The 21,367-nt window shown below is 71.4% G+C and carries 22 protein-coding genes; 4 read left to right on the plus strand and 18 right to left on the minus strand.

What is annotated here, in order from left to right:
* The 9 genes from JX005_RS11805 to JX005_RS11845 all read right to left on the minus strand — a co-directional run bounded on the left by JX005_RS11805 (window position 1) and on the right by JX005_RS11845 (window position 8,156).
* Window positions 1-1,881 carry a vWA domain-containing protein gene (locus JX005_RS11805; RefSeq protein WP_246533877.1) on the minus strand — a complete coding sequence of 627 codons (1,881 nt, stop codon included), beginning with the start codon at window positions 1,879-1,881 and terminating at the stop codon, window positions 1-3.
* Window positions 1,882-1,946: 65 nt separating this feature from the next.
* Window positions 1,947-2,330, minus strand: a complete 384-nt coding sequence (locus tag JX005_RS11810) for a DUF4870 domain-containing protein (protein ID WP_372447337.1) — start codon at window positions 2,328-2,330, stop codon at window positions 1,947-1,949.
* Window positions 2,331-2,390: 60 nt separating this feature from the next.
* Window positions 2,391-3,725, minus strand: a complete 1,335-nt coding sequence (locus JX005_RS11815; protein WP_214467731.1) for an alpha-hydroxy-acid oxidizing protein — start codon at window positions 3,723-3,725, stop codon at window positions 2,391-2,393.
* Between the two features lie 116 nt (window positions 3,726-3,841).
* Window positions 3,842-4,000, minus strand: coding sequence for a hypothetical protein (locus tag JX005_RS11820; protein WP_214467732.1), 159 nt, complete (start codon window positions 3,998-4,000; stop codon window positions 3,842-3,844).
* A gap of 83 nt (window positions 4,001-4,083) precedes the next feature.
* Window positions 4,084-4,932 (minus strand): hypothetical protein, encoded by an 849-nt coding sequence (locus JX005_RS11825; protein ID WP_246533878.1) that lies wholly within the window; start codon window positions 4,930-4,932, stop codon window positions 4,084-4,086.
* Between the two features lie 41 nt (window positions 4,933-4,973).
* Complete coding sequence (gene menC / locus JX005_RS11830) at window positions 4,974-6,107, minus strand: o-succinylbenzoate synthase (protein WP_214467734.1); 1,134 nt, start codon at window positions 6,105-6,107, stop codon at window positions 4,974-4,976.
* A 35-nt stretch (window positions 6,108-6,142) separates the two neighbouring features.
* The gene (locus JX005_RS11835) at window positions 6,143-6,295 is read right to left on the minus strand and encodes a hypothetical protein (protein ID WP_214467735.1); all 153 of its coding nucleotides are present in this window, start codon (window positions 6,293-6,295) and stop codon (window positions 6,143-6,145) included.
* Between the two features lie 63 nt (window positions 6,296-6,358).
* The gene (locus tag JX005_RS11840) at window positions 6,359-7,279 is read right to left on the minus strand and encodes a cyclase family protein (protein ID WP_214467736.1); all 921 of its coding nucleotides are present in this window, start codon (window positions 7,277-7,279) and stop codon (window positions 6,359-6,361) included.
* A gap of 160 nt (window positions 7,280-7,439) precedes the next feature.
* A complete protein-coding gene (locus JX005_RS11845; protein ID WP_214467737.1) occupies window positions 7,440-8,156 on the minus strand; it encodes a GNAT family N-acetyltransferase in 717 nt (238 codons plus the stop codon).
* A gap of 93 nt (window positions 8,157-8,249) precedes the next feature.
* On the opposite strand from JX005_RS11845, the gene JX005_RS11850 reads away from it, so the two are divergent.
* Both JX005_RS11850 and JX005_RS11855 read left to right on the plus strand, forming a co-directional pair.
* A complete protein-coding gene (locus tag JX005_RS11850; protein ID WP_214467738.1) occupies window positions 8,250-9,650 on the plus strand; it encodes an MFS transporter in 1,401 nt (466 codons plus the stop codon).
* Between the two features lie 75 nt (window positions 9,651-9,725).
* A complete protein-coding gene (locus JX005_RS11855; protein ID WP_214467739.1) occupies window positions 9,726-11,327 on the plus strand; it encodes a peptide MFS transporter in 1,602 nt (533 codons plus the stop codon).
* Window positions 11,328-11,356: 29 nt separating this feature from the next.
* On the opposite strand, the gene JX005_RS11860 is transcribed toward JX005_RS11855, so the two are convergent.
* Both JX005_RS11860 and JX005_RS11865 read right to left on the minus strand, forming a co-directional pair.
* Window positions 11,357-11,953, minus strand: a complete 597-nt coding sequence (locus JX005_RS11860) for an SRPBCC family protein (protein ID WP_214467740.1) — start codon at window positions 11,951-11,953, stop codon at window positions 11,357-11,359.
* A gap of 84 nt (window positions 11,954-12,037) precedes the next feature.
* Complete coding sequence (locus tag JX005_RS11865) at window positions 12,038-13,264, minus strand: MFS transporter (protein WP_214467741.1); 1,227 nt, start codon at window positions 13,262-13,264, stop codon at window positions 12,038-12,040.
* A 57-nt stretch (window positions 13,265-13,321) separates the two neighbouring features.
* On the opposite strand from JX005_RS11865, the gene JX005_RS11870 reads away from it, so the two are divergent.
* Together JX005_RS11870 and purU are read left to right on the plus strand one after the other, a co-directional pair.
* The gene (locus JX005_RS11870) at window positions 13,322-13,708 is read left to right on the plus strand and encodes a MerR family transcriptional regulator (RefSeq protein ID WP_214467742.1); all 387 of its coding nucleotides are present in this window, start codon (window positions 13,322-13,324) and stop codon (window positions 13,706-13,708) included.
* Window positions 13,709-13,769: 61 nt separating this feature from the next.
* Window positions 13,770-14,651, plus strand: coding sequence for a formyltetrahydrofolate deformylase (gene purU, locus JX005_RS11875; RefSeq protein ID WP_214467743.1), 882 nt, complete (start codon window positions 13,770-13,772; stop codon window positions 14,649-14,651).
* A 144-nt stretch (window positions 14,652-14,795) separates the two neighbouring features.
* Here purU and JX005_RS11880 read toward each other — a convergent pair whose 3' ends face one another.
* From JX005_RS11880 to JX005_RS11910, 7 genes are read right to left on the minus strand one after another with little or no spacing between them, the layout of a single operon-like run.
* The gene (locus JX005_RS11880) at window positions 14,796-16,403 is read right to left on the minus strand and encodes an alkaline phosphatase family protein (RefSeq protein ID WP_214467744.1); all 1,608 of its coding nucleotides are present in this window, start codon (window positions 16,401-16,403) and stop codon (window positions 14,796-14,798) included.
* A gap of 40 nt (window positions 16,404-16,443) precedes the next feature.
* Window positions 16,444-17,139: a RibD family protein gene (locus JX005_RS11885; RefSeq protein WP_214467745.1), complete on the minus strand. Its 696-nt coding sequence runs from the start codon at window positions 17,137-17,139 to the stop codon at window positions 16,444-16,446.
* Window positions 17,136-18,107, minus strand: coding sequence for a lysylphosphatidylglycerol synthase domain-containing protein (locus tag JX005_RS11890; RefSeq protein WP_214467746.1), 972 nt, complete (start codon window positions 18,105-18,107; stop codon window positions 17,136-17,138). The genes JX005_RS11885 and JX005_RS11890 overlap by 4 nt, the downstream gene beginning before the upstream one ends.
* The gene (locus JX005_RS11895; RefSeq protein WP_214467747.1) at window positions 18,095-18,907 is read right to left on the minus strand and encodes a small ribosomal subunit Rsm22 family protein; all 813 of its coding nucleotides are present in this window, start codon (window positions 18,905-18,907) and stop codon (window positions 18,095-18,097) included. Before JX005_RS11895 ends, JX005_RS11890 begins: the two co-directional genes overlap by 13 nt.
* Entirely contained in the window at window positions 18,904-19,941 is a 1,038-nt protein-coding gene (locus tag JX005_RS11900; protein WP_214467748.1) for a glycosyltransferase family 4 protein, read from the minus strand. The genes JX005_RS11895 and JX005_RS11900 overlap by 4 nt, the downstream gene beginning before the upstream one ends.
* Window positions 19,938-20,333: a 6-pyruvoyl trahydropterin synthase family protein gene (locus JX005_RS11905; RefSeq protein WP_214467749.1), complete on the minus strand. Its 396-nt coding sequence runs from the start codon at window positions 20,331-20,333 to the stop codon at window positions 19,938-19,940. The genes JX005_RS11900 and JX005_RS11905 overlap by 4 nt, the downstream gene beginning before the upstream one ends.
* A complete protein-coding gene (locus JX005_RS11910) occupies window positions 20,330-21,304 on the minus strand; it encodes a zinc-dependent alcohol dehydrogenase (protein ID WP_307858572.1) in 975 nt (324 codons plus the stop codon). The genes JX005_RS11905 and JX005_RS11910 overlap by 4 nt, the downstream gene beginning before the upstream one ends.
* Window positions 21,305-21,367 lie beyond the last annotated feature (63 nt).

Here is a 21,367-nt window from a genome sequence, read left to right on the forward strand (position 1 = left end):
CTAGAAGTTGTTGATGACCGAAGCGAACACGAGGTCGATCTTCGCGGCATCCGACGCGTCGAACCATTGGCCGCCCGTCGCCTCGGCGATGCGCTGCAGGGCCCCCGTGTCGGCACCCTCGCCGTACGCGATCGGGAAGATGCGCACCGGGGCGTCGTCGCCGCCCTCGCGCGTCGCCTTGCCGATCTTCGCCACGAGCGAGTCGAGCGAGATTGCCGAGTCGGTGTCCTGCCCGTCGGAGAGCACGACGATCGCGTTGATGCGGCCCGGCTCGGCGCGGGAGGTCATCTCGTCGTATGCCTGCGCGATCGCGTCGTAGAGCGGGGTGCCCTCGCGCGTCGCGAAGCGCAGGTCGTCGAGCGACGACTCGACCGACTCGCGGTCGGACGCGAGCGGCGTGACGTCGCGCAGCACCACGAGGTTCTCGCCGGCCTCGGACTCGACACCGGTGGTGAACGCCCACACGCCCACCTCGTCGGTGGAGCGGAAGTGGCCGAGGGTCGCCTGCGCGCCTTCGATCGCGCCGTCGAGCTTGGAGCGTCCGTCGCCGATCGCCTCGTCCATCGAGCCCGAGATGTCGATCACCTCGAGCACGGACGAGGGCTTGCGGATCTGCGTCCACTGGTCGATCGCCGCCGAGACGACGTCGACCTCCGGACGCGGCAGCGACACCGCGGGCCCCGCGGGGTCGACGCCGTACGCGGCCGTGAAGAGGTCGCCGAGAGGCACCGACTCGTCGAGCGGGCGGAAGCCGTACTCGGGCAGGATCTCCTGCGCGGCCCCGGTCTGCAGGAACGCCGCGAAGGCGGCGCCCGCTTCGGCCTGCACCGCGGTCACCCAGTCGGCGCCGAGCACCGTGATCGGGTTGTCGGACCACATCGACCCGCCCGAGGGATACACGGCGACCAGCTTCTCCTTGGGGGGAGTGAGCTTCTCGCCCGGCTGCACGGTGTGCGAGTCGGGGTTGCCCTGGTTGTAGTTGAGCAGCGAGGTCTCTTCGAGCGCGACGGCCGAGACGTAGCCCGAGCCGCCGGCGCCGTTCTGCGTCTCGTCGTACAGCGTCGTGAGCACCTTGCCGGTGGTGTCGCCGTAGTGGATCACGCACTCCTCGAACACGCGCGAGAAGTCGGCCGAGGCCGCCACGTCGTCGGCGGTGAGGTCGGCGGTCTTGCCGGATGCCTCGTACGACTGCATCAGGATCGCCGAGAGCCCGGTCGTGGACGTGTTCGGGTTGGTCTTGGAGATCTTGAACGAGCCCCACAGGTCTTTGCCGACGCTCCCCCACCCGTCGGGGTCCTGGCACAGGCGCTCGAAATCGGCGATGCCGATGTCGGAGCCCGGGTAGCCGAGCGCCTTCGCCATGGTCTCGGGCACCCCGAACACGATGGGGGTGTGGGTGAACGACGCGGGCTCGCCGACGAGCGAAGCGGATGCCGCGGCCGCCACTCGCTCGGTCCACACGGTGGATGCCGGGGACCACATGGTGGGCCAGCGCCGGGTGTCCTCATCGGGCCAGTCCTGTCCTGACGTGAGGAATCGCGTGGCGTCACCCGACGACACGTTGATCGGACGCACCGTCGCGCACTCGTCCAGTGCGTCGTGCTCCGGCGACTCCTTGAACGCCGCGGCGAGAGCGTCGAGCATGTTGACCTTCTCGGACGACGTCGCGACGACGACGCTCGTGCATCCGTCGTCGGCGAAGTCGCCGTCGCCGAAGTCGCCGCCGTCGGGACCGCCGCCGAAGCAGGCCGTGAGCGCCATCGCGGCCGTGAGGATCGTCGCCACGACGGCACCCTGCCGGGCGTGCCCGCGCAGGCGCTCGGGCGAGAACGGGGAGACGTGCGAGGGGGCGGCGGGAACCCGCCGTCGTCGGGCTGGCATGGGGCCAGCCTACGGGTGAACGGCGCCCGCGGCGGGCGCGACCGCCCGCCTGTGGAGCGGCGGCGTCAGGAGACGAACCCGATGGACATCGGGTACTTGTACCACTCGCCCCGGTTGGCCTTCACCGCGGCCACGATGCACAGCACGATGTTCAGGATGTAGGCCGCGGCGATGATGAAGAACCCGATGAGGACGATGCTCAGAATGCCGCCCACGACGTAGGCGATGACGAGCGTCAGCTGGAAGTTCAGCGCGGTTGCGGAGTGCGCGCGCACGAACGGTCCGCGATCCTTGAGTACGAGGAATCCGATGAGCGGCGCGAGGAAGCCGAAGAACAGCCCGCCGAGGTGGATGAGGGTCGCCCAGAGCCTCTCATCGGACGGGTTCATCGGCTGGGGCTGCGGGGCGGCGTACGGGGAGGCCGGCTGGTACGGCGGAGGCGTGGTCACCGCCTCAGCCTAGGGGCGCGGAGGATCGCGGTGCACGGGGGCTGACCCCCGGATTCCGCGTCAGACCTCGCGCAGCGCGGAGCGTCCCACATCGGCGATCGAGGTATGCCCTGAGAGCCCGAGCGTGATGTCGAGTTCGGCGAGGATGTTGCGCACCGTCTCGCGCACCCCCTCCTCCCCCGCGATGCCGAGTCCATACGCATACGGACGGCCGATCGCGACCGCGGTGGCGCCGAGGGCGAGCGCGATGAAGGCATCCGATCCCTGCCGCACGCCGGAGTCGAAGATCACCGGAACGCGTCCGGCGACGCGCTCCACCACGCCCGGCAGAGCGTCGAGCGTGGGCACTGACTGGTCGATCTGCCGACCGCCGTGATTCGACACCCACACGCCGTCCGCGCCGACATCGACGGCGCGTGCCGCGTCATCGGGATGGACGACGCCCTTCAGCACGATCGGCAGCGTCGTCCACTCGCGCGCCTTGGCGAGGTCGTCCCACGTGAGGGCGGGCGTCGAGAACACCTCGAGGAACGTCTCCACCGCCGCGCGCGGCAGCGGCGAGCGCAGGTTCTCGCGCAGCGTCCCTCCGGTGAGCGGCGCCCCCTTGCGGGCGATCTTCACGCCGGCGGCGACGGTCTGCGCGGTGAGCCGCACGGGCGGGGCGGGCGGGGCCGCGGCATCCGGTCCTCTCCTCACGCGCTCGCGCACCAGCTGCTGGAAGACCGGATCGCTCGTGTACTGCGCGATCCCCATGCCGCGCGTGAAGGGCAGGTACGCCAGGTCGAGATCGCGGGTGCGCCATCCGAGCAGGTGCGTGTCGAGGGTGACGACGACGGCTTCGCACCCGGATGCCTCGGCCCGCCGCAGCAGCGAGGCGTTGAGCTCGTCGTCGGCCGACCAGTACAGCTGGAACAGGCGGGATCCGTCGGGCGCGGCATCCCGGATCTCCTCCATCGGGAACGAGGCCTGGTTGCTGATCGCATAGGGCACGCCGAGGGATGCCGCGGCCCGCGCCACCGCCAGATCGGCGTCGCCGTGCGCCAGCTCCATGACGCCGAGCGGGGCGAGCACCAGGGGCGTCGGGCGACGGCGGCCGAAGAGGTCGATCGACAGGTCGCGGGTCGCCACGTCGTGCAGCGGACGAGGCCAGACCTGCCACCGGTCGAACGCCGCCGCGTTGGCCCGGACGGTGCGCTCGGCGCCCGCTCCCCCGGCGATATAGGCGAAGGCCTCGGCGCTGAGCGCTCGCCGCGCCGTTGCCTCGAGACGCTCGGCGTCGACGGGCACCCGGGGCTTCGTGCCGCTGATCCCGGCGCGATAGACATCGGACTGCGTGCGTCGCGAGATGCCGCGCGCGGCGGCGGGGTCGTGGGGAGCGTCGATGCTCTGAACCATGGGCCACAGCCTATGCGCGGGATTGCCCCGAGCATGGCGAAAGGGCGGGCTCCCGATGGGCCCGCCCTTTCCGGTTTGCTCCGACGCTGGGGATCGAGGGAGCGATGGGGGTCGAGTCAGGTCTGGCGGCGGATGAAGCGCATCAGCCAGGCGATCACCGCGATGATCACGATGACGATGCCGATCCACAGCAGGAACTTCGCGGCCTCGATGAACACTCCGAGGAGCAGAAGCACGATGCCGACGATGAGAAGGATCACTGCGAGTCCGGTCATGAACACAGGTTCCCGGCATCCCGGCTTCCGGTCGAGGGGTTGACAAACCGCCGTTGACCGCGCTCAGGCGGGTCGGCGGCGGGTCAGCCGCCGAACCCGCACCATTGGGCGACCCAGGTGAGGATCTCACCGCGGAGGTCCTCCGACGCGGCCAGCTCGATCTCGGCGGGCTCGCCGTCGAGCTCCACCTCCACGTCGAAGATCGTGCCGCGCTTGTCCTCCTGCACAGCGTGGGCATCGCAGCGGATCGGCACGATCGGGAGAGCGATCTGCGCCGCCCCGGTCTCGCCCTCGCGCACGTCCATCCCGAGGGGATACGTCTCGACCGTGGCGTCGGCCCCATCGTCGAACGTGATCAGATTCGTGGTCTGAATGCCCGTGATCAGAACGGCCGAGCGACCCGTCGGCGCGACCCCGAGCATCAGCGCGGCCGGCTCCCCGGAGGGCGACGGGTTGAAGCCGGTGAACGACACGTGCGCCGCGTCGGCGACGGCGGCCGCACGGCAGTCGCGCTCGTGGAGCGGCCCGATGAATCCGATCGGATCCTCGATCCCGGCCGACGCGCGTCCGGACTCGTCGGCGAGCGTGTAGTCGAATGTGACGTGGGACTCGGGCATCTCGGCATCGGGAGCGTCGTCGCCGCAGGCCACGTCGGGCAGCTGTACGCGGATGCCGACCGTCCGCCCGGGACCGATGGTGCTCTCGCGGTCCTCCACCCGGACGATCGCATCGGCGAAGCGCGGGTCGTCCACCTCGACGGCCCCGACCACCAGCGTCTCGTCCGTCGCGTTGCGCACGACCACCTGCGCCTGCCGTGCGGCGACGTCCGACCGGCCCTGCTGCAGCTCGACGCTCACTCCGTCGGGCAGCCCGGTGGGCTCGGTCGCCTCACCGCCCGGCGCGCACGCGGCGAGCGGCAGAGCAAGCAGCATCGCGGCGACGAGAGCCGCTCCACGTACGCCCCCGCGCGACCTCATCGCGTCAGGGTCTCCCGTGCCACGGTGAAGTCGTCGAGCGCGACGGGGTCGATCTCCACCCCGATGCCGTGCCCGGTCGGCACCCTCACGTGTCCGTCTTCGAGGATCGCCGGTTCGGTGACGATGTCGCGCGTGTAGAACCGGTTCGACGCCGACACGTCACCCGGCAGCGTGAAGCCCGGCAGCGCCGAGAGCGCCGCGTTCGCCGCGCGGCCGATGCCGGTCTCGAGCATGCCTCCGCACCACACCGGGATGCCGGCATCCCGGCACAGATCATGGATCGCGACCGCCTCGAGATAGCCGCCGACGCGGCCGGCCTTGATGTTGATGATGGACGCCGATCCCAGCGCGAGCGCGTCGGCGGCCGCCTTCGCCGAGACGATCGACTCGTCGAGGCACACGGGAGTCCGCAGTCGGCGGGCGAGCGTCGCGTGGTCGACGAGATCATCCTCCTGGAGCGGCTGCTCGATGAGCAGCAGGTCGAACCGGTCGAGCTCCGCCAGGGTGTCGGCATCAGCGAGCGTGTACGCCGAGTTCGCGTCGACCTGCAGCGCGATGGTGCCGAACGCCTCGCGGACCGCGGCCGTGTCGGCGATGTCGCGCCCCGGCTTGATCTTGATCTTGATCCGCGCGTACCCCTCGGCCAGGTATCCGTCGACAGCGTCGACGAGTGCGGCCGGATCGCGCTGGATGCCGATCGAGACGCCGCTCGGTACGCGGTCGCGCATCGAGCCGAGGTACTCACCCAGCGCGCGGCCCTCGCTGCGCAGTGCGGCGTCGAGGACCGCGAGCTCCAGACCCGCCTTGACCATGCGGTGGCCCACGAACGGCGCGAGCACCTCGGCGACCGCCTCGGGCGCCATGGTGCCGCGCTCGAGCAGCGCGGGCACGAGGAAGCGCAGCGCGACGTCCCACGCGCCCTGCGTGTATTCGCTCGAGTAGAGGGGGGAGGCGCCGGTCACGATCTCGCCCCAGCCGTCGCCGCCGTCGGTCAGTGCGCGGACGACGATGACTTCCCGGACCGTCTCGGTGCCGAACGACGTGGTGAATGGGGAGACGAGCGGCAGGTGGAGGACGCGCAGCTCGAATCCCTCGAGAGCGACGGATGCCGCGGGCGAGGCGATGGGCATGCGCTCAGGCTACGCCCGCCCAGCGCCACGCAGCGTCAATGGGCCAGGCGCAGCGATGCGTCCGGTCGAACCGGAACGAAGGTGCCGCGAGCGCGGCGCGGGCCGCGGCGCCGGCGCGGGGTGCGGTGGGGTTCGCGGCGAAGCTTCGCCGCCACTGCTGCCATCATCATCTCGATGTGCTCGTGCATGATCGTCTCCTCTTCGTGTGCTGAAGGAGAGGAGCACGCGGACACCGCCCTGATACGCAGGGCTCAGGCGGGAATCTCGGCGAAGGCCCGCACCGGGAATGTGCCGAAGCCCTCGACGGCGGGCGGGGCGGCGGTGAAACGGGCACCGCGCGGCGGCAGCGATCCGAGGTTCGTGAGGTGCTCGACCACGTGCACACCGGCGCCGAGAAGCAGCGAGTGCGCCGGCCGCTCCCCGCCGGACTCCGTGTCGTCGATGTTGAGCGAGTCGATGCCGACCAGCACGACCCCCGCGTCGATGAGCCACTGGGCGCCCTCGCCGGTGAGGAACGGCGCACTCGAGCCGTACTCGGGCCGGCCGAACCAGCGGTCCCAGCCGGTGTGGAGCAGCACGGCCGTCCCGCGGACATCGCGGTCGGCCAGCGTCTCGGCGCGGATGCCGCGGCGCTCAGGCGTCCACGCGTCCTCGAGGTGGAAGACCTCGGCGCGCAGCCCGACCAGCGAGGCCAGGTCGAGCCCGGCGAGATCGCGTCCTTCGGCGTAGCGGTGGAACGGGCTGTCGAGGTAGGTGCCGGTGTTGCCGATCATCGTCAGGATGTCCATGGCGAACTCGGTGCCCGGCGCGTACCTTGCGCGCGAGTCCTCGCGGGTCAGGTGCGGCGTGATGGTGGGCGCGGGCAGCCCGGGGTAGGTCACCAGCCCGGCGCGGATCGGGTGGCTGAGGTCGATGACGCGCGTCCCGGCGCCCACAGCGGGACCCGCCGTCTCCACTCCCCGACTGCCGCGGTGCGGCTCCTCGACCACGCGCACGCCGCGGAGCTCGATCTCATCGACGAGTGCCAGGCCGAGGTGCTGCACCAGCAGCCGGCCGATCTCGGCCTCCGAGGCCTCGGGCGACGGCACGTCGAGGCGGAAGCCGGTGCCCGACAGTCCTCCTCCGTTGGCGAAGCGGATGTCGAAGTCGAAGTGGGCGCGATACTCGGGCATGCCGCGAGCCTAGAACCGGCCGGATCCCGTCGTCTGCCGCACATCGTCGGATTCCCGCCGTTCCCCCGGGTCGTTGAGCGAGCGGACCGCCCCGCGGGTCGTTGAGCGAGCGAACCCCCCCGCGGGTCGTTGAGCGAGCGAAGCGAGACGAAACGCGCCCCTACCGCCCGGCGACGAACAGGTACCCGCGCTCGTCGTCGAACCCGCCGATCACCAGGCCGGCGGCCAGGTGCCGCACGATCTCGTCCCGGACGCGCGCGCGCCAGGCCGCGGCATCCGTCGGATCGTCCTTCCGGAGCGCCTCGATGTCGGGCGGCACGGCGACCGACGCCACCACGCGGTCATCCTCCGGCGTCGGCACGGGCGGCGCGGCCAGCGCCCACGACACCAGGATGCGGTCGGTCTCGTCGCCGCGGTTGATGCCGTCGTCCATCGCGCCGTAGTGATTGACGAGGTACTCGGTCACCCGCGTGCCGAGCGTGCGCAGGTTGAAGTGGGCGTTGCGCGCGACGAGGGGGTCGAAGGTCCAGGTGATGTGGCCGACCTCGCGGGCGAGCGCCCACTCGCGCTGATGCTGCTTCAGCAGCCGGCCCAACCCCTGGCTCTGCAGCCCCGGCAGCACGCCGGTGATGTGGCTGTGCATCGAGCGCGCCGCCGGCGCGGCGAAGAAGGCGACGGATGCCCCGACCATGCGCTCGCCGTCGTACAGGCCGACCGCGTAGTTGCCGGAGTGGGCGAGCGCGCGCAGCAGGTTCGGCGGCATCCCGCCACGGTCGCCGCCCCAGACCTCGGCGAGCACGTCGGACGCCGTGTGGACAGCCTCGACGGTGTCGAGGGCGCGGATGTCGATGCCCGGTGGGGTCGCGGAGTCGGCCATGCGATCACGGTACTCCGCGCCGTGTGGTCGTCGCGCCGTTAGCCTGGACGGATGCGCACGCGGGGTGAGGACGAGAGAAGAAGACTCACCCGGATGCCTCGACAGGGCGCCATCGTGGCCGTCCTGGCCATCGCAGGCCTTGCCTCGTCGTTCATGTTCACGCTGGTCGTGCCGATCCAGTCCAAGCTCCCCGAGCTGCTGGATGCACCCCGCGAGGACACCGCCTGGGTCGTGACGTCGACCCTGCTGGCCGCGGCCATCATCACGCCGATCTCGGGCCGGCTCGGCGACATGTACGGCAAGCGCCGCATCGTGCTCGTGCTGCTCGGGCTCCTGGTGCTGGGCTCGGTGATCGCGGCGCTCTCCCCCGGCATCGTCGGCATCATCGTCGGCCGCACGCTGCAGGGCGCCGTGGTGGGGGTGGTGCCGCTCGGCATCTCGATCCTGCGCGACGTGCTGCACGAGAACCGCGTCGACACCGCGATCGCGCTCATCAGCGCGACCCTGGGGGTCGGCGGCGCGCTGGGCCTGCCGATCAGCGCGTTCATCACCGAGCGCAGCGATTGGCACGTACTCTTCTGGGTCGCCGCCGGCCTCGGCGTCGTGGTCTTCGCCCTCGTCCTGTGGATCGTGCCCGTGAGCGTGCTGCGCACAGCCGGCCGGTTCGACTTCGTCGGCGCGGCCGGGCTCAGCCTCGGCCTCCTCGGCATCCTGCTCGCCATCTCGCGAGGCAACGACTGGGGCTGGCTCTCCGCGCCGGTGCTCGCCCTCGGGCTCGGCGGTCTCGCCGTGCTCGTGGCGTGGGGATGGTTCGAGCTGCGCATCGCCGAGCCGCTGCTCGACCTCCGCGTCGCGGCGCGGCGTCCGGTGCTGCTGACCAACATCGCCTCGGTGGCGATGGGGTTCTCGCTGTTCGCGTCCAACGTCGTCTACCCGCAGATGCTCGAGCTGCCCGTCGCCACGGGCGGCTTCGGCCTGTCGCTGCTGGCCGCCAGCCTCGTGGTGATGCCCGCCGGCATCGTGATGATGGTGCTCTCGCCGTTCTCCGGCCGCCTCGCCCGCACGATCGGGCCCAAGCTGCTGCTCGTGATGGGCGCGATCTCCCTGATCCTGGCCTACGGGTTCACCCTCCTCTTCTCGTCGGAGGTGTGGCACCTCGTCGCGGCGAACTTCCTCATCGGCGCGGGCATCGGCTTCGGGTACGCCGCCATGCCGATGCTCATCATGCGGTCGGTGCCGCAGTCCGAGACGGGCGCCTCGAACGGCCTGAACGCCCTCTTCCGCTCGCTCGGCACCAGCACCGCCGCCGCCGTCGTCGGCGCGGTGCTCGCCACCTACACCGTCTCGTACGAAGGCACCCCGGTGCCCTCGGCGGCCGGATTCCAGCTCTCGTTCGTGCTCGGCGGGGTCGCCGCCGTCATCGCGCTCGTCGTCGCGCTCTTCATCCCGCGGCGGCGCTCGGCGCAGGAGCGGCACCCCTCCCTTCCGGAGTGAGGTCCCCACTGTCGAGCGGCCGCGCCGGGCGCTAACCTGACCTTCATCCACCGGGGGGCGGCGACGGGAGCGAGCATGAGCGAGCGCGACGATCTGGATCCCGAGCAGGTGCCGGTCGGGGCGCCCGACGGGGCGACAGCAGCCGGGGCCGAGGCATCCGCCACCGCCACCGGCGCACTCGCCGCGGAGCGCAGCGGGACCGACGCGGCCGTCACGGTCGGCGAGGGCGACCACGACACGAAGTTCTTCGGACAGCCGTGGTCGCTCGTGCACATCTTCTTCGTCGAGATGTGGGAGCGGTTCAGCTTCTACGGCATGCAGGGGATCCTGCTGCTGTACATGTACTACGCGGTGACCGAGGGCGGGCTCGGGATGCCGGAGGCCACCGCCGCCGGCATCGTCGGCGCCTACGGCGGCACGGTGTACCTCTCGACGATCCTCGGAGCGTGGGTCGCCGACCGCCTGCTCGGCTCGGAGCGGGTGCTCTTCTACAGCGCGATCGTCATCATGGCCGGCCACATCGGCCTGGCGCTGATCCCCGGTTTCTGGGGGCTCGGCGTGGGGCTCATCCTCGTCGCCGTCGGGTCGGGAGGACTGAAGGCCAACGCGACGGCGGTCGTCGGCACCCTCTACGCACCGGACGACACCCGGCGCGACGCCGGCTTCTCGCTGTTCTACCTCGGCATCAACCTCGGCGCGTTCTTCGGCCCGATCCTCACCGGCTGGGCACAGGTGACCTGGGGCTTCCACGCCGGCTTCCTGCTCGCCGCGATCGGCATGGCGGCCGGCCTCATCCAGTACTCGTTCGGTCGGCGCGGGCTGCCGAAGGATGCCAGCGTCGTGTCCAACCCGCTGCCGCGCAACCGCTACGGCCTGTGGATCGGCATCGCCGTCGCGGCGATCGTGCTCATCGTGGTGCTCGTGCTCGTTCGCGTGATCCGGCCCGACAACCTGGCGCAGGTGGTCATCCTGGTCACCGTGATCGCCGCCGTGGCCTACTTCGCCGTGATCCTGAGTTCGCGCGCGATCTCGTCCGTCGAGCGGTCGCGGGTCTTCGGCTTCATCCCGCTGTTCCTCGTGAGCGTCGCATTCTGGTCGCTGTACCAGCAGCAGTTCACGGTGCTGACGATCTACTCCGACAAGCAGCTCGACCGGACGGTCTTCGGCCTCGAGCTGCCGCCCTCGGTGATCCAGTCGATCAACCCGGTCTTCATCATCATCCTGTCCGGCGTGTTCGCGGCCCTGTGGACGAAGCTGGGCACCCGCCAGCCGTCGACGCCGGTCAAGTTCGGCCTCGCGTCGATCATCATGGGCATCGCGTTCCTCCTCTTCCTGCCCTTCACCGGCGGCGCGCCGAACTCGACGCCGCTCATGGCGATCGTCGGCATCCTGTTCGTCTTCACCGTCGCCGAGCTACTGCTGTCGCCGGTCGGGCTGTCGGTGACGACGAAGCTCGCCCCAGCGCGCTTCCACACGCAGATGGTGGCGCTGTTCTTCCTGTCGGTCGCCCTCGGCACGTCGATCGCCGGCTGGCTGGCCGGGTTCTACGATCCCGAGAACGACCCGCAGGGCGAGGTGCCGTACTTCCTGACGCTCGGGCTCATCGCGATCGCGGTCGGCGCCGTGCTGCTCGTCTTCGTCAAGCCGGTGCTGAAGCTGATGAGGGGCGTGCGCTGACGCACACGCCCCTCGAGGGTTCCCGGGGGTCAGACGCGGTCGTCGCCCTCGGAGTACGGGGCTGCGGGGCCCTCCGTCGTGTACATGCCGGTCGATCCGGCGGTACCGGCCGGCGCGTCGGAGCCGTAGCCGCCGGTCATTGCCTCGGCATCCCGCTCCGTCACACCGTCATGCACCTCGCCGCGCCAGCCTCCGGTCTCACGGCCGCGCTCCTCGATGAACTCGCGGAAGCGCTGGAGGTCGGCCTCGGCCTGGCGCTCGTCGAAGTCGAGCGCGGCGCCCACCTTCTCGACGAACGTCTCGGGCAGCCACATCATCTCGAGGTCGACGTGCGTGCCGCCGTCGGCATTGGGGGTGAAGGCGACACGGCCGGTGTGGCTCTTGCCGTCGATGCTCGCCCAGGCGATGAGCTGGTCGGGCACCTGCTCGGTGATCTCCGCCTCGAATTCGCGGCGGACTCCGCCGACGCTTACCACCCAGCGCGTGCGGGTGTCATCGAGCTGGGTCACTTCCTTGACCGCGTGCAGAAAACTCGGGAACGACTCGAACTGCGTCCACTGGTTGTACACGGGCCGGATCGGCGCATCGACGTCGATTCCGGCGCTCATCGTGCTCGGCTTGGCCATGGTTCCTCCCTTGATCTGCGGTCTGTCCACCGTAGGCAGACGGGCCCGCGCACCGGAGGGGGTTGACGATCACCCGGAGGCCGTCTATCCCGCGCCGCCCGTGCGCATCCGCCGGCCTGCGAGCGCGAGTCCGACACCGCCCACGACGGCGGCGAGGAGCATGGCGGATGCTGACACCGCTGTCGTCGAGGTGGGCGACGTTTCCCCGCCCGTGGCCCCGCCGAGCCACGGGCCGACGGCGATCCCGATGTTGAACAGCACCACGATGCCGGCGCTCGCGAGCGTCCGCGTGCGCTCGGTGGATACGCGCATGAGCGTCGTCTGCAGCAGCGGGAACATGGCTCCGAGCGCGAATCCCCATGCCGCGAGCGCCGCGATGACGGCGACCAGGTTCGAGGCGGCGAGCGTCAGCACCGCGAACACGGCGACGAAGAGCACCAGGATGCCCGTGAGCGACGCCCGCGGGAAGCGGTCGGCCAGGAATCCGGCGGCGACGACGCCGACCATGCCGGCGGCGCCGAAGAGGAAGAGCAGGGCGGCCGCCCATTCGGCGTCGATCGACGCCGAGACCCCGAGGTAGGGCCGGATGTAGGTGAACGACGCGAACTGCGCGACGGCGATGAGGATCGACGCCAGCCCGAATGCGGCGAGCGCCGGCAGCGACGGGTCGCGCCAGAACCCCTGCGCGCGCTCCGACGTGTCGGGTCGAGCCGGCACATGGCGCGGCATCCCCCGCATCACGACCACCCCGACGACGAGGGCGACGGCGCCGAGTGCGACGAACGTCGCCCGCCATCCCCACGCCTGGGCGAGGAGGGTGGCGAGCGGCAGTCCGGCGACCGTGGCCGCGGTGCCTCCCGCCGTGACGATTGCGAGACCGCGCCCGAGGTGCCCGGGAGCGAGGAGGGCAGTGGCGTAGACGATCACGACCGCCCAGAAGACTCCGTGAGCTGTCGCGGCGACCACGCGCGCAGCCACGGCGAAGGCGTACGCGGGCGCGAAGGCGGTCGCGACGTTCGCGAGGGCGAACACCCCGAGCGAGATGCCGACGACCAGCCGGCGGTCGATGCGGGACGTTGCTCGAGCGAGCGGGATGCTCGTGACGATCACGGTGATCGCCCACACCGAGATGAGCAGCCCGATCTGCATGGGCGACACTGCCAGGTCGGCCGCCATCTCGGGCATGAGCCCGGCCGGCAGCGACTCGGCGGTCACGGTGACCAGCACGCCGAAGCTGAGGATCAGAAGGGGGCGCAGCGGGAAGCGGGCGACCGGAGCGGATGCCGGCGCCGAGGCCGTTGAGATCGTCATGATGCGAGGCTAAACTTTGACATTAATGTCAATGTCAAGCCTTACGAGGTACTTCCGATGAAGATCGGCGAACTGTCCGAACGCACGGGCATTCCGACGCGGATGCTGCGCTACTACGAGCAGCAGGAACTCCTCGACTCGGAGCGCACCGCGAACGGCTATCGCAGCTACGACGAAGCCGACGTCGAGAGGGCATCGCGCGTGCGCGGCCTCATCCAGTCCGGCCTGTCGACCCGCATGACCCGCGTGGTGCTCGACCTCGAGCGTCAGTGCGCGCTCGCGGCTCCGCCGAGCTGCTCGCGGGCACTGGCCGAGGAGCTCGCCGGCGAACTCGAGGCGCTCGAGACCCGACTGGCGTGCCTCACCAAGAGCCGCGATGCGGTGGCGGAGTATCTCCAGCGCAGCGAGCACGGCGACCTCATCCGCCGCGAGGCGGTCGCGTAGCGGCATCCGCTCCAACCACGGCGCGCCGCGGGCGGCACGGCGAACAGGGCAGAATCGATGCATGGCCGCGCACAGCCCGCATCTTCTTCCCGACCACGCCTGCCTCATCGTCCACGGCAGCGACCGGCCGGGGATCGTCGCCGCGGTGTCGGCTCTCATCACGCGCAATCGGGGCAACATCGTCGCCTTCGACCAGTACTCCGACGACCCCACCGGGGGCGCGTACTTCCAGCGGGTGGTGTTCCACCGGCCCGACCTGGCCGCGGCCCTGCCGGCGATCGAGGCCGACCTCGCCGAGACCCTCGGCCAGGGGTTCGATCTGGAATGGACGATCACCGACCAGTCGGTGCCCAAGCGCATGGCGATCCTCGCGTCGAAGCAGGACCACTGCCTGCTCGATCTGCTGTGGCGGCACCGCCGAGGAGACCTGCCGGTCACGATCCCCATGGTGATCTCGAACCACACCACCTCGGCGGACGACGTGCGCTCGTTCGGGGTGCCGTTCTTCCACGTCCCCTCGACGCCCGGTCCCGACAAGTCCGCGTCGGAGGCCGAGATCGTGAAGCTGCTCGCGGGCAACGTCGACTTCATCGTGCTCGCGCGGTACATGCAGATCCTGTCGTCGGACTTCCTCGAGCAGGTCGGGGTTCCGGTCATCAACATCCACCACTCGTTCCTGCCCGCCTTCATCGGCGCCGAGCCGTACAAGAAGGCCAAGGAGCGCGGCGTGAAGCTGATCGGCGCGACGTCGCACTACGTCACCGACGATCTCGACGAGGGCCCGATCATCGACCAGGACACCATCCGCGTCACGCACGGCGACTCGGTCGCCGAGCTCGCGCGCCGCGGGGCCGACGTCGAGCGCCAGGTGCTCTCCCGCGCGGTGCTCTGGCACGCGCAGGACCGTGTGATCCGGCACGGCAACCACACGATCGTTTTCTGACAGGAGGGGTGGGGTGGGGCGTTTCGTCTCGCTTCGCTCGCTCAACGACCCGGGAGGACGAGGGCGGAACGGCAGGGCGTTTCGTCTCGCTTCGCTCGCTCAACGACCCGGGGGGACGGGCTCGCTCAACGACCCGGGGGGCGGTCAGGGGGTGAAGGCTTCGATGAAGCGGTCGCGGAAGGCGTCCATGCGCCACACCGGCGCGTCGGGTGACGGGTGCACGCCCTCCTCCCATCCCCACGACGCGATGCCGGCGAAGACGGCCGGGTCCTGGGCGATGATCGTCACCGGCACGTCGTCGTTCGCGTCCTCGCCGCTGACGACGCGCGCCGGCTGGTGGTCGCCGACGACGATCATCACGAGGTCGGGCTGGTCGAACGTCGCGAGGTACGAGAACGTCGCCTCGAGCGTGTACGCCACCGACTCCGCGTAGAGCTCCCGCACACGGTCGGAATCCCCCCAGGCCGCGATCGCGGACTCGCCCTCCTCGGGCTGCGATGCGAACACCGTGCCGTCGCCGAGCTGCGTCCACGGCACCATGCGCGGCAGCGGGGTCCACGGCGTGTGCGACGACACGAGGTCGACCTCCGCCATCACCGGGCGCGGATCGTCGGCGAACTCACGGTCGCCGGCGAGCGCGCGGTCGTGGAGGGCGCCCCACGTGTACTGGTCGGGCATCCGCGCGTATCCGAACGAGGGACCGCGGTAGCCGAGGTTCCGGGCGTCGAGCACCGTGTCGAATCCATAGAACTCCTCGCCGGCCTCCCACTCGCGGTCGTTCGACGGAACGACGGCCATGGTGCGCCACCCCGCCGCACCGAACGCGCTGCTGAGCGTGAGGCGATCCGACGAGAACAGCCGTGCGTACTTCGTCTGCGAATCGACCCAGACGCCGCTCTGCAGGGTCGAGTGCGCCAGCCAGCTCACGCCGCCGAAGGTGGGCGAGGTGAGGAAGGCGCTCTGCGCCGCATAGCCGTTCTCCGTCAGCAGCGCATCGCCCTCCTCCAGCACCCGCTCGATGCCCTCGGTGAAGTCCCCCGGCTCGACCGCCACGCGCCCGTAGCTCTCGACGAAGGCGATGACGACGTCCTTCCCCGCGAGCGCCGCGAGCATGTCGTCGTGCGCCGCATCGTCGAGCGCGTCGGAGGCGAGCGCGCGTTCGAAGGCCGCCTGCTCACGGGCGCTGGTGAACGCTCGCGCGGATGACGCGACGAGGGCTTCGCCGGTTCGGGATGCCGCCACCGGCGCGCCGGGCACGAGCTGGGCGCCCACGAGCGAGCACGCGATCCACGCGGCGGTCACCGTCGCGATCACGCGGCGGCCGCGTCGTCCCTCCGCGGCGACGAGGCTTCCGACGCGCAGCGCCGCAGCTGCCGCCCCCAGCCCTGCGAGCGTGGCGAGTCCGAGGATCAGCGCGAGGACCGTCGCCGCGCCGACGGGTCCCATCGCATCGGACACCACCCCGTAGGCCGAGACGAGCGATCCGCCGTCCTCGGCGAGGCTGAACGGACGATCGATGGTCGACTCGTAGGCGAGGTCCAGGGCAGCGACCACGATCGCCGTCACCACGATGACCGCATAGGCCGCGGCGACCAGCCTGCGTGCGAGGCGATGATGCACTGCCGCCAGCACGAGGATCACCGCGACCGACTCGACCGGAACCGCCAGCAGCGCCCGCGGCCCATCATCGCCGAGCGCGCCCGGAATCAGCGGGGCGACGAGGACCGTGGCGCATGCGAGGGCGGTCTGCACTGCACTGCGAACCCCCCGGCCGTCCGCTACCGGTCCGCTGTCACGCAGGGCCGCCATCGAACCGTTCCGAGAGGGCGTAGCGCAGCAGGACGACGTCGGCGATCTGCCTCGTCTCGACGAGCCGGGCACGACGACGCGCGGTCCACGGGAACTCCCCGGCGCCGACGAACCGCGGCGCCAGCGACTCGCCCACGAAGAAGGGCGCGATCACGAGCTGCAGCTCGTCGGCGACGTCCTCGACGAGGAACTGCGTGTGCAGGCGTCCCCCGCCCTCGACCATCAGGCGTCCGATGCCGCGGTCGGCGAGGTCGGCCGTTACGTCGCGCATCCGCACCTCCTCGCCGAGTACCACGACCGTCGCCGCCTCGCCGAGCGTGCGCGTGATCCGCTCGCCCTCCGCCCGCGGGCAGTAGACGATCTTCTCCACGTCGCCGGCGGCGAAGAAGGAGGACTCGGCCGACAGCTCCCCGCTCGCGGTGACCGTGACCTTCACCGGTGACGCCGTGAGCCCCGCGGCGAGCCGCTCCCGCTGACGCTCTTCGCTGCGCACCAGCAGGCGGCAGTCGTCGCGGCGCACGGTCGAGGCCCCGACCATGATGGCGTCGCTCGCGGCGCGAAGCTCATCGACGCGGTCGAAGTCCTCGGCGTTGGACATCGCCAGACGCTGCGGCGTCTCGCTGTCGAGATACCCGTCGATCGACATCGCACAGCTCAGCGTGACGTACGGCCGGTTCATGACACCGGCCCCCCGGCGACGCGCCGCCGGCGCGCCAGCGAGATCGCGAGGACGACCGCTCCCGGGGCCAGTGCGATCATCACCAGCACACCGTACGCCGTCGCAGCCGCGAGGCCGGCAGCGGCGCCCAGGCCCACGGCGCCGAAAGCCCACGCCGCCGCGCCCTCCCTCGGCCCCCATCCCCCGATGCTCAGGGGAATCGACGACGCCAGCACCGCCACGACGGCCGCGGCTCCCATGCGCTCGGCGGAAGCATCGATGCCCACGGCGATGCAGGCCACCAGAAAAGTCGCGACGTGCGCGACCACGACGACAGCGGACGCGGCCACGACCCCGAGCAGCGCCGCAGGGGTCGCGAAGGCCCCCCGCAGAATCGCCCACTCGCGGCCCAGCGCCGACCGCGCGCGCCGATTGGTCGCTGCGAGCGCGAGCGCCGCGACCGCGAGCACCGCCGAGACCAGCAGCACGGTCATGGCCGGACTGTAGGCCGAGAATCCGATCGACGCCAGCACCCCGACGGCGAGCACGAGCTGCACGGCCTGACCGGCGGCCCGTTCCGCGGCCACCGCGCGAGCGGCCTGAGCGACGTGGTCGACGCTGCGCCCGTGCGCCACCGCCCGGTGGACGTCACCGACGACACCGCCCGGCAGCACGGTGTTGAGGAACTGGGACCGGTAGTAGGCGGCCACGGACTCCGCCCAGCCGAGCCGCAGTCCCATGCGCCCGGCCAGGATCCGCCACCGCCATGACGCCGCCGCTGTCGCGGCAGCGGCGAGGAGGGCCGCGGCGCCGATGGCGGCGGGCGACACCGCCGCGAAGCCCCGGACGAACGGCTCGGCGCCGGCTGCGGCGATGATCGCCACCAGGATGCCCCCGCCGACCGCGGCGCGGATCCAGGGCCCCCACCGTGCGGCGGCCCCGCCGCGCCGGCTGGTCCCCGTGCTGATGGCGGCGGTCACGGCGGCCATGCCAGGAGGTCCTCGTGGTGGACGGCGACCCGCAGCTCCCCCGCGGCGAGCTGCCGGGTTCGCGCGCGGGCGTACTCCTCCGCCCACTCCTGGAGGGCCGGACGCTCGGCGACCGCGGCGGCGAGCCATCCGTCGATCCACTCGGCGATGAGCGCGCCATCCTCACCGCCCAGCTGCCAGGGCGAATCCGCGACCCGAACCGACCAGCCGCGCGAACGGAACAGCCCGGCGGTGACGGTCACGGCATCCGGTCCGAGCAGGCGACGCCCGTCGACGCTCCGCCGCTGATGGTCGTTGAACGCGACCTCGAACACGCGGTCGCCGGGATCGAGCGGATCGATCGTCACCCGGCCGGTCACCGACAGCCCGAACAGGGCGGGCGTCCCGGCTTCGACGCAGGCCTGCACGATGGCCTCGACCTCGTCGGCGGCCAGGACATCGAGCAGCGCGGATGCCGTGACGAGCGACGCACCGGCCACGTCTGCGGCGCGCAGGTGGCCCAGCTCGCCGACGCGGGTGCGCATCGCGATCGGCTGGCCCTCGACGTCGTTGACGGTCGCCCGCGCGGCGTGCTCGAGGAGGGCCGGGTTCCAGTCGTGCAGCACCCAGGTCTGCGGCCCCGGCAGGAGCGGCGCAAGCCAGCGCACCATCGATCCGGTGCCGCTGCCGAGGTCGTGCACGGTGACGGGGGGTCGCAGCATCCGAGCCGCCCTCGTCGCCAGCGCGCGCGAACGCGAGCCCGCGTCGGCTCCCTCCCTCAGCGTCAGCCAGTCGGCGGACACCGGGATGACGACGCTCACGTCAGCCCCGCCAGCGTCTGGTCGATCGTGCGCGCGGTGTCGCGCCACGACGCGCGATGCGGAGCGGCGCGTCGAGCGGCCGCGGACAGGCGAGACCGGAGGCCCGGATCCTCGATCCAGCGCCGCAGCGCGAAGCCGAGCGCCTTCGGATCGTCCGGCGGCACGAGGATCGCCGCATCCTCAGGCCTGGCAGCCTCGGGGAGTCCCCCGACGCGGGTCGCGATGACCGGGATGCCACGGCGCAGCGCATCTCCGACGGCGATGCCGTAGCTCTCGGTGCGTGATGGTGCCACGAGCACGTCCGCGCGCGCGTAGGCGGCGTCCAGGTCGTCGGGGCTCAGCACGCCCGTCCACGTGATCCGCTCCGAGAGTCCGGCCCGAGCAGCGTCGGTCTCGAGCCGCTCCGCGAACCCGCGGTCGGAGCTGACCGAGCCGGCGATCGTGCACGACCACGACGGATCCGATGCCAGGCCTGCGAGCGCCTCGATCAGCGTGTCCTGCCCCTTGTGAGGTGCGACGACGCCGACGCACAGCAGGGAACCGCCGGTCGAGGTGCCCTCGGCGGTCGCCGCGGCGTCCGCGCCGGGCGTCGCCACCACGATGCGCTCGGGCGAGCTGAGGCAGCGCTGCACCAGCTCGTCGCGCACCCACGCACTGGTGGCGATCACGCGCTGCGCGTGCGGCAGCGCCCGGCCCTCACCCTCGACCGTGCGCGGATCAGCGTCCGGGAAGGCGTCTGCCACCATGTGCACGAGGGTGACGAGGCTCACTCGGCGAGCAGCGGCCTCGACCGCCTCGGGCGCACCGATCGCCACCAGGCCGTCGAGCAGCACGAGTCCGCCGTCGGGCACCGCGGCGAAGGGATCCGCGGCCGACGACGCGGCCGGATCCACCTCCACGGTGCGCACGTCCCAGCCCAGCCGCCGCAGCTCCGACCCGACCCGCCGGTCGAAGACGTTGCCGCCGCTCACGCGGCTCGGATCGTCGATCCCTTCCGGAACGACGAACCACACGACGAGCTGGGCTCCGGTCACAGCGTCACCTCGTACGACGCCCACGCGACGTGCGACTCGCGCAGCGTGACCTCGATGGCAGACACCGTGCCGCCGCCCAGCTCACCCGCGCGCACGGCCGTGACCAGTCGCTCCGCCACGTGGCTGCACAGGCGCTCGGTCGTGGTGTTCACGCCGGCGAACTCGGGCACCTCGTCGAGATTCCGGTACGAGAGAGTGGACAGGATGCCGCGCAGCGCCTCCGTCGCCCGCCCGATGTCGACCACCACGCCGTCGGCGTCCAGCTCGGCCGACCGGAAGGTCGCGTCGACCACGTACGTGGCGCCGTGCAGGCCCTGGGCGGGGCCGAACGCCTCGCCCGCCAGGCTGTGGGCGATCATCATGTGGTCGCGGACGGTCACGGAGTAGGTCATGCGGAGTCCCTCCAGTCGATGGTGTGGCAGAGCCCGGGCAGAGTCCCGTCGGCGATCCCGGCCATCACGGCGGGGAGTTCCCGCCACGACGAGTCCCCGGTGAGCAGGTGATCGAACGCCTCATCGTTCAGCAGCCGCAGGGCGAGTCCGAGCCGGTCGCCGGTCGAGCGGCTGCCGCGCCGGCGGGGCGAGACCACCCCCACCTGGCTCGAGTGGATCGTCAGCCGCCGCGAGTGGAAGTCGCCGCCGAGCCGCAGGCTCACGGGGCGGTCCCCGAACCAGCTCGCTTCGACGATGTCGCCCTCGGTCGCGGCGCACTCGATCGCCAGTTGCAGCCCGTCACCCGAGCCGCTGGTGTCGACCACGATGTCCTGGTCTCGCGGAGCGTCGTCGGGATGCGCGTACGAGACGCCGAGCAGCCCGCACACGTCCGCCTTCGCGCGATCGACGTCGACCACGGTGACGTCAAGACCCGGGATGCCCCGTGCCACACGCGCGACTGCGCAGCCGATCATCCCGGCACCCACGACCATGAGCCGGTCGCCGACCAGGGGCGCGGCATCCCACAGGATGTTCACCGCGGTCTCGACCGCGCCCGCAAGCACCGCCCGCCGCGGCGGGATGCCGCCGGGGACGACCGTGACGGCGTGCTCGGGCACCACGTACGACGACTGGTGCGGGTACAGCGCGAACACCGTTCGCCCGACGAGGTCGCTCGGCCCCTGCTCGACCGTGCCGACGCTGAGGTAGCCGTACTTGACCGGCGCAGGGAAGTCGCCCTGCTGGAACGGCGCGCGCATCCGCTCCCGCTCGCTCTCGGGCACCTCGCCGCGGAACACGAGCGACTCGGTGCCGCGGCTGACGCCCGTGTAGAGCGTGCGGACGAGCACTTCGCCCGGCCGCCGGTCGGTCACGACCTCGTCGCGCAGCGCCCCTTCCGCCGGCGCCTCCACCCAGAACGCGGTCGCCACGGTCAGGCCTCAACCCCGGCCGATTGAACCGGGGCACTCCCCGGATACGTGTAACCGGTGGTA

The sequence above is a fragment of the Microbacterium flavescens genome (assembly GCF_018588945.1).
GTDB classification, from domain to species: domain Bacteria; phylum Actinomycetota; class Actinomycetes; order Actinomycetales; family Microbacteriaceae; genus Microbacterium; species Microbacterium flavescens.